Consider the following 13434-nt stretch of genomic DNA (forward strand, 5'->3'; position numbering starts at 1 on the left):
GTTGTAGAAAAGCTACAATTATTTGTTTTATAAAGTATCTTTTCTTTCGTGATCCTTTATCCCTTAATTAAGTATAAAATTTTTATTAGGAACGTTGTCAAAAACAATTTTCAGGTTTTTAACAAATTTCTGGAGCTCGGAAATGAACGTTTCATTCTCCGTTGTTTCACCGTAAGCATAAAAGCTGGTTTCATTAATTCCAAAACCGATCTTGCTCAATGTGAACATAATGAAGTAGAGGAAATCAACTTCTGAGTTCACATCAAGGTTATTATAAAGGATGATTTTTTTGTTATCAATCGCAAAAAATTCACACTGGTTATGATAAAGATTGATGTGGATTTCTTTATTGTTTTTATTGTTGACAGAGTTTAAAAACTTTTCTCCGGAAAAATTAAAGTGTACCGGTACCGCCAGCTCCTTTATTTTTTTATAATAGTTTTTAGGAAAAGTATAATAAAACTGAATATTGAATTTTTTATTTATAGAAAGCATCAGCTCTTCCTTCTCTTTGTCAGCAGGAGCATTGTAAGCAATAAGATCAAAACCCGCATCGTGATCAGAAAAACCTTCAGGCATCAGAGTAAAATGATTAAATGCCGAAACCACCTGAATCTCATCAAAACGTTGCTTGATAAGGACTTCATCCAGTTTATCATCGATAAGGTTGGCCGGGGTTTCTTCAGTAACGAAATACGATTTTTCTTCCAGAATGCTTTTATTTTTTACAATCTGATAAATCAACCCGTCTTTGGTAAAAAGTAAATTAAGTACGTTCATAATTCAATTGCTGCAAATTTAGTGAAATTCTACCATTACCGCACCTGATTGATGGTGAAGTATTTCCTTATTATAAAAATCAATGCTCACCTGGCTTTCCAGAACATCGCGAACCATTCTCTGTAAGGTTCCGTCACCAATACCATGAACAATCTCAAGTCTCTTTAAATTATTTTTCCTGCAGAATTCCAATACTTCTATTAATTTTTCCTTTTGAATGAAGAGTCTTTCAAAACTATCATAGTCATCAGGATTCTTTACCAAATTATGAAAATGCAGATCCAAAACCAAATGATTTTTCTGATGTTTTTTAGAAATTATTTTTCTGGGCTCTGCTTTTTTTACCACCCTTATATTTTCATACAACTCCGCATTTTTGGGTACCAGTTTTTCTTTTGGATATTGGTGGGTAAAACCATAATTATCCTTAAAGACAACAATATTCCCCTTCACGGAAGTCACGACTCCGCTTAAATCTTCATCTACTACAGAAACGGTATCCCCGATTTTCATTTTTTGCCTGCTTTGAATTACCAACTTGACCTGTCACGGCTTTAAACTTTTGGACCTAGCTCTATTACTTCCAGATCTTTTATTTCCTCACCATCTACTACAAAACGCATCATAGTTCTTACCTTATGCCAGCCTTGTTTCCCACATGCACCCGGGTTGAGATGCAAAAGATTATTTTTGTCGTCGTACATCGCCTTTAAAATATGAGAATGCCCGGAAATAAATAATTTCGGAGCTTTTTCAGAGATTTCTTTCTTTGTTAACGGGGTATATTTACCGGGATATCCACCAATATGGATCATCAGAACCTCCAGCTTTTCACAAAAAAAACGATTCACTTCCGGAAATTCAGCACGGATTCTGGCATTATCTATATTGCCGTATACTCCTCGTAAAGGCTTTATTTTTTCAAGCTGCTCAATCACATCCATGCTTCCGAAATCTCCGCAATGCCAGACTTCATCTGCCTGTGAAGCATATTCCAGAATGCGGTCGTCTATATACGAATGGGTGTCGGATAGGAGGAGAATCTTTGTCATTATCTAAGGGTTCTGGCGGTAATATTTTCGTCGTATTTCTCTTTGAAGACAGCCAAACGGTCAGAGTTCAGCTCACCGTCGTGGTTAATAACTCTTTCTTTCAGTAGCCATCTTATGATCTTTTCCATCCCCTTTCTTGAGTTCATAAAATTGGAAACTTTTCCCAGATCTCCGGATTCTACTTTTACTTTTTCAGTCAGAAAATTTAAAATGAAATAATCATCACTTATATAGCTTGGAGTTTCATTATCCATGTATTTGTACATCAAAATCTCATCATCATTCTTCATGGAGAAAAAAGAATATTGAGCAAGACTGAGCTTTTCTGCTTTTAAGATCTGTTTGCCGTCCAGTAAAACTTTATCATCTTTGATGGTAACGTTCTGGGAAAAATATAAATTACTGCTTATCATCAGGATGAAGAAAGCCAATAATCGGTTCAATGCCATTTTTTAATGCTTTTATTCTGCAAATATAAAGAAGCTGGAATAAAATTATTTTTACGGGCTGATGATTAAAGGAGATTTTTTCAGAGATTAATCAAGAATGTTTTTCTCTCTGCGGATAGAATCCATTTTCTTTTCTGTTTTAGGATCGAAAAGCTTTCTTAGTTTTAATTCAGTGCTGGTCAGTCTTGAAATAATAAAATGACCATTCATGCTTGCGTTGGAAGGGAAGGTGATGGTAAGTGTACTGTCCGAAGTTTTTTTCCAGTCACCTGTGTAACGTTCGAATCGTAATGATTTATTGGTGATATCTTCAGGATTGCCATTTCCACTTCCCGGGCGCGGTAAACTTCCCTGTAGTTTTCCATTTTCTTTGAATCTGATTCCATAGCTTTTGTTGTCAGAAACATCTCTTCTTTCATAAGTGTAAATATAGGTATCCAGGCTGATGAGCTTCCAGGTCTGCAGCAGTAAAGGATTTGAAACCTTGGTCTGGCTTTTTACAAAACTGATGGCAAAAAAGGATAACAGGAAAATACATATGGACTTTTTCATAGGTAACAAAACTGATGGTTCGTAATGTAAGTAAACTTTTAACTGTGCAAAATTAAGATCAATATTTACTAAATTTGAGAAAATTAATAAAATAATGAAACAAAAGTTTTCTTTTTTCATTTTTCTTTTAACTGTAGGGGTAGTGAATGCTCAGGTTGAAGAGAAAAAATTGGATGAGCTGATCCAAAACACCCTTACAACTTTCGATGTTCCCGGAATGTCGGTAGGAATTGTTAAAGATGGAAAAGTAACCTATTCCAAAGGGTTCGGAGTACGCTCTCTTACAACCAAACAGCCAATGGATGAGAATACCCTGGTTGGTATAGCCTCCAATTCCAAAGGTTTTACCTGTGTAGCACTGGCTATTCTTGCAGATGAAGGAAAGCTAGGCTGGGACGATAAAGTTTCAAAATATATTCCTGAATTTCAGATGTATGATCCATACGTTTCCCAAAATATAACGATCAAGGATTTGATTACGCACAGAGCCGGTTTAGGGCTGGGGCAGGGAGATCTGATGTTTTTTCCTGAAGGGGGTAGCCTGACAGTGAATGATATTGTACACAATGTAAGGTACCTTAAGCCTGAAAATCCTTTCAGAACAAAGCTTGATTATAATAATATCATGTTCATTGTTGCGGGCGAAGTGATCCATAGAATTTCGGGACTCAGCTGGGCAGAATTTATTGAACAGAGAATTATGAAACCGGTAGGGATGAATTCAAGTTTTGGCAGTTATAACAGGGCTAAAGCAGCAATCAATAAAATAGATGCTCATGCTCCGGTAGATGGAAAGGCTGTAGCAGTTCCTCATGACTGGAATGAAACAGGTAATGCTGCAGGAGGAATTATGAGTAATATCAAAGACATGACGACCTGGGCAGAATGTCTGATGAATAATTTTACCACGAAAGACGGTAAAAAACTGGTGTCAGATAAGAATGCCCAACAATTGTGGAGCCTTCAGATTCCTGATAGAGTAGCTGCCAAAAATCCATATGATACCAGTTTTTACGGATATGGATTAGGATGGTTTTTAAGCGATGTAAAAGGTCACAAACAGGTACAGCATACGGGTGGATTGATTGGGACAGTGACGCAGTTTACCCTGATTCCGGATATGAAACTGGGAATTGTTGTTTTAACCAATCAGCAGTCCGGGGCTGCTTTCAATACCATTACCAACACCGTGAAAGATTCTTATCTGGGAGTAGCAGACAGAAACTGGCTGAAAACATATGGTGAAAGAATGTCTAAAATCAACGCTGACTACGATAAAGAAAAGAAGGATGCTTTTGCAAAATCAGAGGCTTTTAAAAAAGAAAAGACGCTTCAGCCTAAAGCAGAACAGTTTGTAGGAACGTACAACGATGTATGGTTTGGTGATGTGGACATTGCCCGCCAGGGAAATACGTACAGACTTTCGTGTAAAAATTCACCAAGGTTAAAAGGAGAGCTGCTTCCGTTTTCCAATAATTCTTTCATCATAAAATGGGACGACAGAAGCTATGATGCAGATGCGTATATCATTTTTGATTACGATGAAACCGGGAAAGCACAATCTGCAAAGCTGAAGGCTATTTCCGGAGTTACTGATTTTAGCTTTGATTTTGATGATCTGGATCTGAGAAAAAAATAATTCAATAGAAACGGGCTAAAGCCCGTTTTATATTTTTCCGGGTTCATAAAAGAAAAGAAGTCTTTTCTTTGCTCCGTCAAATTCGGACCATGAGTTGCAGTCTACTTCAAAACCGGCAACTCCGCAGGTGGGAAAATGGAAAATATCTTCAGAAATGGAATTGGCAAAATTGGAAATTCCATTGTTATGAGAAAAAAAAGCTACAGAACTCAAATTATCATCCAGATCGTAAATGACAGACTCAAAACTCCTTTCCGATGGATTGTATAATTTCTGATCCGTAGAACAGTTCAGCTGATAGGCCTGGTTGAAAATTTTGCAGGTGTTCAGCGCTCGTACCGCAGGACTGGATACGAAATGATCAATTGAAATATGATTATTTTTCATGAATCTGGACATGTTCATAGCGTCCTCCAAACCTTTGTCCGCCAAAGGTCTGTCAAAGTCCTCCGTTTCTTCCGGCCAGTCGCTCTTTGCATGTCTTACGAGGATGAGTCTCTTCATATAATTGTTTTTTGGAAGATTAAAATTATAAAAAAAATAATGGAATAAAACATGATTTATATAAAAAAACTGCGTTATGAATAAAATCATTAAATTTTAGTAAATTTGCAAAATTATGGGACAAATCCTTGCAATAGACTATGGAAAGGCACGTTGTGGCATTGCTGCAACCGACGACATGCAGATTATAGCCAGTGGTCTGGACACTGTGGAAACCAAAATTTTGATTGAATTTTTGAAAAAATATTTTAATGAAAATAAGGTGGATGAGGTAGTGATTGGGCTTCCCATAGATTTGAAAGGAAATATTTCCGAGGTGGAAACCGATATTTTAAAATTCATTGAAGAATTTAAAAAAGAATTTTCGGATATTGCAGTCCATCGTTTTGATGAAAGATTTACATCCAAAATGGCCTCCTTTTTTATTTCACAAAGTGGAAAAACCAAGAAAAAGAGACAGGAAAAAGGATTAATAGATAAAGTAAGTGCAACCATCATATTGCAGAATTTTTTAGAACAAAGAGTAAGATGATATTACCGATAAGAGCTTTTGGGGATCCTGTTTTAAGAAAAATGGGTAAAGATATTGACAAAGATTATCCCGGATTACAGGAATTGATAGATAATATGTTTGAAACGATGTACAGCGCCAATGGCATAGGTCTTGCTGCGCCACAGATCGGGTTGGATATTCGTCTGTTTGTAATCGATGTAACACCTCTTGCAGAAGATGAGGATTATGAAGATATCAAAGATGAGTTGGCAGAGTTCAAAAAAGTTTTTATCAATGCCAGAATTCTTGAAGAATCAGGTGAAGAATGGAAATTTAATGAAGGCTGTCTTTCTATTCCGGATGTCCGAGAAGATGTAAAAAGGAAAGGGACAATCGTTATTGAATATTATGACGAAAATTTTGTGAAACATACAGAAACTTTTTCCGATATTAGAGCCCGCGTAATTCAACATGAATACGACCATATCGAAGGGATCTTATTTACCGATCATTTAAGTGCATTAAAGAAGAAACTGGTAAAAGGGAAACTGACAAAGATTTCTCAGGGCGATGTAAATATCGGCTATAAGATGAGATTCCCAAAATAATGTAAACAAGGATTAAAAGAAATAATAAAAAGCAAAAGCTTAAGCTCGTTGCAAAATTTACAAAAAATAAAATTATGCTGTTAGAAAAAATAATTTCAATTTCCGGAAAACCGGGACTTTTCAAATTAGTTTCTCAATTAAGAAACGGATTCATTATTGAAGATGTTACCAACAAGAAAAAAGTAAGCATCGGAAATTCAAGCCAGGTAAGCTTACTGGATAATATTGCCATGTTTACATTTGAAAAAGAAGTTCCTTTGTTCGAAGTTTTTGAAAATATTGCTAAAAACAACGATTATAAAGAAACGATCTCTCACAAATCTTCAGATGCAGAGTTAAAAGACTTTATGCTGGCTTCACTTCCTAACTATGATACAGAAAGAGTGTATTCTTCCGATATCAAAAAGCTGGCCCAGTGGTACAACATTCTTCAGAAAGCAGGATATATCACTCCTGAAAGCTTTGTAAAAGCAGAACCTGAAACTTTGGAAGGAGAACCTGCAGAGGAAGTAAGCATCGAAAAGGAAGCTAAAAAAGCAGCTCCAAAGGCAGAAAAACCTGCTGCTCCAAAAGTAAAAGCGACTTCAGCAGCAAAATCAGCTCCGAAAAGTACACACACTAAAAAAGGATAATTCTTTGCTGAATTCACCATATAAAACCTTGTCAGAAATGATGAGGTTTTTTGTTGGCAGCAGCATTATTGATGATACCCAAAGATTGAATCTGCATTCCGCAACTTTTACTCCCAACGTTTGTAATGATGCCCGAATAACCCTTACATTTGTATAGATTGAATTTCCCATTATTATGAACACGAAACAGGAAAAACTAGAAGCTTTCGGAAGATTACTCGATATTATGGATGATCTTCGTGAGAAATGCCCTTGGGACCAGAAGCAAACCCTGGAATCCCTGCGCCATTTGACTCTTGAAGAAACTTATGAACTATCCGATGCCATTCTGCAGAACAATTTACAGGAAATAAAAAAAGAATTAGGCGATGTTTTACTTCATCTGGTTTTTTATGCTAAAATAGGTTCGGAAAAAGAAAGTTTTGATATTGCAGATGTGATCAATTCACTCAACGAAAAACTGATTTTCCGACACCCTCATATCTATGGAGATACCCAGGTGAAAGATGAAGAAGAAGTAAAACAGAATTGGGAGAAACTCAAACTTAAGGAAGGGAACAAATCTATTCTGGGAGGTGTTCCGAAGAGTCTGCCAAGTTTGGTGAAAGCCTATAGAATCCAGGACAAAGTAAAAGGAATCGGTTTCGAATTTCGCGATGCCGAAGATGCCTGGAAAAAGGTGGATGAGGAGATTCAGGAATTTCATGCGGAAACTGATCCGGAAAAAAAGGAGCAGGAGCTTGGAGACGTATTTTTCTCCCTGATTAATTATGCCAGAATTTCAGGTCTCAATCCGGATTCTGCATTGGAAAGAACCAATCTGAAATTTATTTCAAGATTCCAGAAGATGGAGGGAATGGCGGATGAGCAAGAATTAAAACTTGCCGACATGTCACTCGAAGAGATGGATGTCCTCTGGGAAAAGGCAAAACTCTTGTCCGGCAACTCCTGATTGGAATGATTAATGCTTCTTATTTTCAGTTTAAACTTTTAAATAAATAAAATGTTACGATTTCTTATGCTACCTTTTCTTTTTTTGCTGAGTTGTAATCCAAAAGCTCAGAATTCACCGGGTAAAAACGGTGACCTGGAAGTACAATTTTCATTTCCTAAAAAATTAAAGGAAGTTTCAGGTTTTGCATTGTCGAAAGAAAAAAAAACAATCTGGGTCATCGAAGACAGAGGTAATAAAAACGCAGTATACGGCCTTAATGATAAAGGAGAAATGATTGCGAAAGTACCTGTAGAGAATGCTGAAAATACAGATTGGGAAGATATTATATCGGATACCCAAGGGAATATTTATATCGGGGATTTCGGAAATAATGATAATGACAGGAGAGATCTGGCTATTTTAAAAACCGATCTGCAGGATCCAACGCAGAAAACAACTAAAGTTGTACAGACCACAACATTTCATTACGAGGGACAAACGGAATTTCCGCCTAAAAAATCCAATTTACTGTACGATTGTGAAGCTTTTGTGGAAATGGACGGTAACTTTTATCTTTTTACCAAAAACAGGAGTAAAGGATTTGACGGAACGTTTTTGGTTTTTAAAGTTCCCAATAAAGAAGGCGATTTTGAAGCTAAATTGATAGGTACTTTAAAACTTCAGGGAGGATATAGTGATGCAGCGATTACATCAGCAACGATCAATACTACAAAAGATAAAATCGTGTTGCTTACCCATAAAAATGTTCATGTTCTTACCGGATTTAATGCGGACGATTTTGGTTCTTCTAAAATACAGAAAATTCCGCTGAATCATAATTCTCAGAAGGAAGCGATCGTATTTCTAAATGATAGCACAGTATTAATAGGTGATGAAAAAGCAAAGAGTGAAGGCGGGAACGTTTATCAATTCTCTTTTTAATTTCATACGCCCAGACATAAATGAAAATCCACAGAAGAACTCTGTGGATTTTTTTGAATAGTATAATTGATATGATTTGAAGCCAAATTGTTAAGGTGTGAGATAAGATATATGAATATTGCCACCGGACAGTCTGAAATTCTGAGTGTAGCGGCAACGTATTCTGAAAGTATCCCCGGGATTGAAAAAATTGATGGAAGATAAATTATGATTCAGCCCGGTGGTGCGTTCTCCATGACCTGTAGAGATCCCTGCCAGCGTGGTTTGTGAAGGAGCAACTCTCTGAATGTATGAATTGGCCGTTCCTGCGGTCTGCCCGGATGGATTTAAGTTCAGGTCGTAGGTGACATAAGGCACAATATTATAAAAACCTGCTTTCACTACGGTGAATAGTCCCGTACCGGAATTATAGGTCAAATAGGAAGTATCAATTTTGTTGCTTACATTGAAAATATACGTTTGGGAATAACTTTCATGTGTACTGACCGGAGCTGTGTGGCTTCCTGTATAGCTTCCGCTGGCAGGGCTTATGTCATTTTTGTTTCCTACATAAATAACTTTCAGGAAGTTTTCAGATTCTATGTTTCTCCATACCGGTGCATTGCCGGCTCCATTTGACATCAGAAATTCCCCACGGTTTCCCGAACTTCCTTTGGTGTTGGCATTACCGCCTACATTAATGTCTTTTACTACCTGAAGAGAACCGTTTACATGTAATGAATGTTGTGGCGTGGAAGTATGTATCCCAACTTGTGCGTAACTACTTATGGACATCACTAATAATGCCATGTATAATAGCTTTTTTTTCATCTTTTTGTTGATTTTTATTGAAATAATTTTAAACAAATATATATTCTTTTTAAAACATTCATTTTTTTTGAAATCAACAAAAATATAGGTCTATCGATGTATTTAGTATTTGACGCTGAAAATATGGCTCTTATTTAAAAACCATATTTAAGTTATGTGTGAAAAGTATCAATTAAAAAGTGGAATTATTAATTTTTATTTAAATTATTTTTTTTAAATTCTAAACAATAAAAAGCCTGACGGGCGGTTTGCTGTCGGTGAATTGTAATTTTTACAACTCTTTTTTTTACATTAAAAATTAGAGTTAAATTTATTTTTCACTAAAATTTCATTCCTATTCCTGCAGAAATCCTTCCTCCGTCTGAACCATAGAAATAATTTAATCTTGCGGACATCATTTCCACAATGCTTAACCAGATCCCGGCGCCTACAGATTCGTGCCATTTTCTCGAATTTTCAGTATCATTCCAGACACGGCCGATATCATAACCCACAAGAATTCCCAGATTGGTTGGAGCAATATTGTTTCGTATTCTGCCGAAATCCCACCGGATTTCAGAATTATTGGTAAAATAGGATCTACCGGAAAACCTTTCATTTCTGAAAGCCCTCATTCCATTATTACCTCCGATTGCGGCAGCCTGAAAGAATTCAAAATTGTTATTATTGATCCACATGACATTACTTGAATTGGCAAATACAAAATTTCCTTTTTTATCAATTCTGTGATCAATGGCAAGCTTTCCTCTAAAAGTCAGGAAGTTTTTGTTGAAATCTGAAAGAGTTGCTTTCCAGTCGGCATTGAGCATAAATTCAAGCCCGAGAGTAGGAAAGGCAACGTTATCAGCATTTTTATAACCAAATGTATAGTTGGCTCCCACAAACTGCTGGCTATTGAATACTTCAGGTTTTACATCAGGGGATATATTAACGAACCGATTATCTTTTCTCTGTACCTTATTATCCTCAAAAGTAAGCTGAATCTGATGGCTGAGGTTCATCCAGCTTTTTTGGGAGATTGACGGCGCAAAATTGAATTTCGAGATTCGGGCTCTGTTATACTCTCTTTCTGTATCTTCTTTATTGTATTCGCTTTCATTAGACAACCCGAAGAAGTTTTGAGAAAAACGTGGAGTAGTATAAGCAGCGTCCAAATTGAAATCCCATCCCGAGATAGCTTTCTTAAATATTCCTTTATAAACAAGGCTGAAACCAGCCGTGGCAGTATAGAAATTAGCTTTTAAACTATGTTTTTGGGTAAAGGGATCACGGATAAAATTATTGACCGTATAATTGGCCAGAACACCTATGATAACCCCGTCATCCGGGTTGTAATCAGCATTGGGATAACCGGCTACAGAATTGTATTTCGGATGCTTGTAATTGTAAGAATTGATATCATAGTCATCAGAGATATTTTTGGTAGCATTACCTGCATTATAGGTATTCTTTTGAGATTTAAAATCATAAATTTTTACCTTTCTTCCGTCGGCTACATTATAAACATCATGGTTATAGCCACCAATTAACCTGATGGTCATTTTAGGACTACCGGTTCCTACGACGTCATAAACATCATCGTCTTCAAGTCCGTAGATCCAAAGTTCCTTTGTTTTTGAATCATGATACGTCTTTTCAAAAACGAGCTCGTTCTGATCTTTGTTTTTGCCTAATTTATATTGTTGTACAAGCACTGAGTGTCCGTTTTTTGTAATAACGAATTTATCCGGGCTTGTGGTGCCGGCTAAAGGAACTTTTGCCTGCAGTACATCATAGTATTGGGACGCGTAATCCTGTAGCTTTGTTTTTCTTATTTTAAGTTTTCGCTGAATATCAGCAATGGTTTCATCCTGCACTTTTTTGGGAAGATTCTGAAAAGCATTATCGATATCCGGATCCGTTAAATGTTCCTGAATATATCTTGCCTGTGCTTCCCAATCTTCTTTGGTTGCTCCTTTTAAGAAAACCAGATCCATCGGGTAAGGCTCCATAGCCAGCCATTTTACACTGCTGATCTCTTCTGTAAAGGTTTTCATATGGCGGATGGCGGGAACATTCATGATAATTTTAAAAGCTGCCCCGTCATATTTGCTGAATGCCTGGTCCCTGTCTTTTGGAATCGGCTTATAAACCACTTTATCCCCAACTTCATATTCTGCCCATTTCCACTGATCAGAATGTCGGTCCCAGTCACCAATCAGCATATCAAACATTCTTGCTCTGATATAAGATTCTTTGTCTACAGAGTATTTGGTGCTCTTGTTAATATTTTTCAATACATCGTCGGTAGAAAGAATATCCTTTGCATTATCCAGGGAGGCCAAAGTTTTCGGATCTGAAGAAAAACGCTCCTCGATCATGTACATTTCGTCTCCATAGTTTTGGTTATACTTCCCCAAAGCCTTTTGCTTAGGGATATAATACAACTTTGGATCACTGTGGAAAATATTCAGCTTTTCAGACATATTTCCGACTGAAAATGGCGTGAAGGGATGATTGGTTGTATAGAAGTCTAATAAGAATTTCTCAGGAAAGGTATCTGCCAGCTCCTCGCCGAGTGTACTTTTCTGAAAAGCCATGTTATTAAGAAATCGGATAGCACTTTTTTTCACCCCACGCATCACGAATTCCTGTCCGTCAGCTGCTTTTAATCTTAAACTGTTCGACTGGTTTCCGCCTCCTTCTCTGAAAGGGATATATCCGCCATTGAGTTCTGAAAGATTGGCCGTTGGTGCTTCAATCGGAATTCCGTAATATCTTCTGTAATGATCTCCCCAGAGCCATCTGTAAAATTTACGTTTTTCAGTGAGCTGAACAGGATAGATACTCGAAGAGAATGTTACAGGAAAAGAATTGGGAAAGTTGTTCACAAATACATCCGGCTTGGAAATAACGGAAATATGGGTCAACTTTTTCAATTGGGCATCTTTGGTAGAAAAATATTCAATATCTGTGCTCTGATCGTTTCTGATATTCATAACGGCAAAGCCACTGCCGCCATACGAGAAGTCTGTTTTTTCAACAATGGTAGCCGGGTCAACTTTGGAGCCTGCCCCGCTGATGACCTGTCTTATATTTCCCTCTTCATGATATTGTAAGTTATGATCATGTCCGGAGACAAAAATAATGTTTTCTTTATCCTGTACAATGCTTTTTAATCTGTTGGCAAGATCCGCGTAATGCTGGTTATTGATATCGGCGGGGCTTGCTCCTGAAGAGCTTCTCAGGATATTAACAGTACTGGCTATTACAGGAAGAGGAACCTTGCTATTAAAAGGGTACAGATGAGATTTTGCCGAGGTAAAACCGGCATGGGTTCCACTGCTGATAATCGGGTGGTGTAAGGCAACAATAATTCTTTTTCCATGGTTTTTAATAATAAGATCTTTAAATTCTGTATAAAAATCTTCCCGTGTCTTGATATTGCAGTTTTTGTTAATTCCCGGGTGGTTGTCCCAGTTTGTAATGACCCATTCTGTATCGATAACGATTAATTTAATATCCTTTGAAAGGCTGATATCATCAATAGGACATCCGCTTTTAGGTAAAAAAGCTTTTTTATCATCAAAATATTTTTTAACGAAACCTTCCTGAGTATTTAATCCTTCGACCCCACTGTACCAGTCATGATTTCCCGGAATTACCAGTGTTTTTCCTTTGAAATTTTTGGTGATGGCGAGTTGATCTTCCAGTTTTTTTTCGGCTAAAGGATAATCTTTATCTTTCTTCTGAGGCATTCCATTGGGATAAACGTTATCTCCAAGAAAGATCAGCATTGAATTACTGCTCGCAGAATCCAGTTTGCCTTTAAGTAAATTCAATGTCTTCTGTGCCTGGGCTTCATCTGCATTTCCGGCATCCCCGATCAGGAACAATTTAAAATCGTTTTCAGATTTTATCTCTGAATCTGCTACTTCGAATAAGTTTTTGCCCTTTTGTACGTTATAGGTTGCGCAGGAATACAGTGCTCCGGCAGACATTACCGTTCTAAGAACAATAGAAGTATTTTTTAAATGTGTTTTAAAGGATAAATTCATAA

The 13434-nt window shown here is 36.9% G+C and carries 14 protein-coding genes; 6 read left to right on the forward strand and 8 right to left on the reverse strand.

Annotation, left to right across the window (positions count from 1 at the left end):
* Positions 1–63: 63 nt before the first annotated feature.
* The 5 genes from M030_RS0110670 to M030_RS0110690 form a co-directional block, all read right to left on the reverse strand.
* Positions 64–780 (reverse strand): DUF3822 family protein, encoded by a 717-nt coding sequence (locus M030_RS0110670; RefSeq protein WP_027373497.1) that lies wholly within the window; start codon positions 778–780, stop codon positions 64–66.
* An 18-nt stretch (positions 781–798) separates the two neighbouring features.
* Positions 799–1293, reverse strand: a complete 495-nt coding sequence (locus M030_RS0110675; protein ID WP_027373498.1) for a Smr/MutS family protein — start codon at positions 1291–1293, stop codon at positions 799–801.
* 41 nt (positions 1294–1334) lie between these two features.
* Complete coding sequence (locus M030_RS0110680; RefSeq protein WP_027373499.1) at positions 1335–1832, reverse strand: metallophosphoesterase family protein; 498 nt, start codon at positions 1830–1832, stop codon at positions 1335–1337.
* On the reverse strand, positions 1832–2281 hold the full coding sequence (locus M030_RS0110685) for a hypothetical protein (protein ID WP_027373500.1): 450 nt from the start codon (positions 2279–2281) through the stop codon (positions 1832–1834). The genes M030_RS0110680 and M030_RS0110685 overlap by 1 nt, the downstream gene beginning before the upstream one ends.
* An 87-nt stretch (positions 2282–2368) precedes the next feature.
* The gene (locus M030_RS0110690; protein WP_155860245.1) at positions 2369–2833 is read right to left on the reverse strand and encodes a hypothetical protein; all 465 of its coding nucleotides are present in this window, start codon (positions 2831–2833) and stop codon (positions 2369–2371) included.
* A 94-nt stretch (positions 2834–2927) separates the two neighbouring features.
* Between M030_RS0110690 and M030_RS0110695 the strand changes: the two genes are divergently transcribed.
* Positions 2928–4472, forward strand: a complete 1545-nt coding sequence (locus M030_RS0110695) for a serine hydrolase (RefSeq protein WP_027373502.1) — start codon at positions 2928–2930, stop codon at positions 4470–4472.
* Between the two features lie 27 nt (positions 4473–4499).
* On the opposite strand, the gene M030_RS0110700 is transcribed toward M030_RS0110695, so the two are convergent.
* Positions 4500–4976, reverse strand: coding sequence for a SixA phosphatase family protein (locus M030_RS0110700; RefSeq protein WP_027373503.1), 477 nt, complete (start codon positions 4974–4976; stop codon positions 4500–4502).
* A 115-nt stretch (positions 4977–5091) separates the two neighbouring features.
* On the opposite strand from M030_RS0110700, the gene ruvX reads away from it, so the two are divergent.
* From ruvX to M030_RS0110725, 5 genes are all read left to right on the forward strand, one after another.
* Positions 5092–5508: a Holliday junction resolvase RuvX gene (ruvX, locus tag M030_RS0110705; protein WP_027373504.1), complete on the forward strand. Its 417-nt coding sequence runs from the start codon at positions 5092–5094 to the stop codon at positions 5506–5508.
* The gene (def, locus tag M030_RS0110710; RefSeq protein ID WP_027373505.1) at positions 5505–6077 is read left to right on the forward strand and encodes a peptide deformylase; all 573 of its coding nucleotides are present in this window, start codon (positions 5505–5507) and stop codon (positions 6075–6077) included. Before ruvX ends, def begins: the two co-directional genes overlap by 4 nt.
* 74 nt (positions 6078–6151) lie before the next feature.
* Positions 6152–6709, forward strand: coding sequence for a DUF5606 domain-containing protein (locus tag M030_RS0110715; RefSeq protein WP_027373506.1), 558 nt, complete (start codon positions 6152–6154; stop codon positions 6707–6709).
* 175 nt (positions 6710–6884) lie between these two features.
* Positions 6885–7661, forward strand: coding sequence for a nucleoside triphosphate pyrophosphohydrolase (gene mazG, locus M030_RS0110720; RefSeq protein WP_027373507.1), 777 nt, complete (start codon positions 6885–6887; stop codon positions 7659–7661).
* Between the two features lie 51 nt (positions 7662–7712).
* A complete protein-coding gene (locus tag M030_RS0110725; protein WP_027373508.1) occupies positions 7713–8585 on the forward strand; it encodes a hypothetical protein in 873 nt (290 codons plus the stop codon).
* Between the two features lie 90 nt (positions 8586–8675).
* Here the strand turns inward: M030_RS0110725 and M030_RS0110730 are convergent, their stop codons facing one another.
* Both M030_RS0110730 and M030_RS0110735 read right to left on the reverse strand, forming a co-directional pair.
* Complete coding sequence (locus tag M030_RS0110730; protein WP_027373509.1) at positions 8676–9395, reverse strand: hypothetical protein; 720 nt, start codon at positions 9393–9395, stop codon at positions 8676–8678.
* Between the two features lie 320 nt (positions 9396–9715).
* Positions 9716–13432 (reverse strand): metallophosphoesterase, encoded by a 3717-nt coding sequence (locus tag M030_RS0110735; protein ID WP_027373510.1) that lies wholly within the window; start codon positions 13430–13432, stop codon positions 9716–9718.
* Positions 13433–13434 lie beyond the last annotated feature (2 nt).

The organism is Chryseobacterium sp. UNC8MFCol (genome assembly GCF_000482305.1).
GTDB classification, from domain to species: Bacteria; Bacteroidota; Bacteroidia; order Flavobacteriales; family Weeksellaceae; genus Chryseobacterium; species Chryseobacterium indologenes.

What these genes read in the sequence shown, in the direction of transcription:
- M030_RS0110685 (WP_027373500.1), bottom strand. Translation starts at nt 2,281, where the DNA reads ATGGCATTGAACCGATTATTGGCTTTCTTCATCCTGATGATAAGCAGT.
- M030_RS0110670 (WP_027373497.1), bottom strand. Translation starts at nt 780, where the DNA reads ATGAACGTACTTAATTTACTTTTTACCAAAGACGGGTTGATTTATCAG.
- M030_RS0110700 (WP_027373503.1), bottom strand. Translation starts at nt 4,976, where the DNA reads ATGAAGAGACTCATCCTCGTAAGACATGCAAAGAGCGACTGGCCGGAA.
- ruvX (WP_027373504.1), top strand. Translation starts at nt 5,092, where the DNA reads ATGGGACAAATCCTTGCAATAGACTATGGAAAGGCACGTTGTGGCATT.
- M030_RS0110675 (WP_027373498.1), bottom strand. Translation starts at nt 1,293, where the DNA reads ATGAAAATCGGGGATACCGTTTCTGTAGTAGATGAAGATTTAAGCGGA.
- M030_RS0110680 (WP_027373499.1), bottom strand. Translation starts at nt 1,832, where the DNA reads ATGACAAAGATTCTCCTCCTATCCGACACCCATTCGTATATAGACGAC.
- M030_RS0110690 (WP_155860245.1), bottom strand. Translation starts at nt 2,833, where the DNA reads ATGAAAAAGTCCATATGTATTTTCCTGTTATCCTTTTTTGCCATCAGT.
- M030_RS0110735 (WP_027373510.1), bottom strand. Translation starts at nt 13,432, where the DNA reads ATGAATTTATCCTTTAAAACACATTTAAAAAATACTTCTATTGTTCTT.
- M030_RS0110715 (WP_027373506.1), top strand. Translation starts at nt 6,152, where the DNA reads ATGCTGTTAGAAAAAATAATTTCAATTTCCGGAAAACCGGGACTTTTC.
- M030_RS0110725 (WP_027373508.1), top strand. Translation starts at nt 7,713, where the DNA reads ATGTTACGATTTCTTATGCTACCTTTTCTTTTTTTGCTGAGTTGTAAT.
- M030_RS0110730 (WP_027373509.1), bottom strand. Translation starts at nt 9,395, where the DNA reads ATGAAAAAAAAGCTATTATACATGGCATTATTAGTGATGTCCATAAGT.
- def (WP_027373505.1), top strand. Translation starts at nt 5,505, where the DNA reads ATGATATTACCGATAAGAGCTTTTGGGGATCCTGTTTTAAGAAAAATG.
- M030_RS0110695 (WP_027373502.1), top strand. Translation starts at nt 2,928, where the DNA reads ATGAAACAAAAGTTTTCTTTTTTCATTTTTCTTTTAACTGTAGGGGTA.
- mazG (WP_027373507.1), top strand. Translation starts at nt 6,885, where the DNA reads ATGAACACGAAACAGGAAAAACTAGAAGCTTTCGGAAGATTACTCGAT.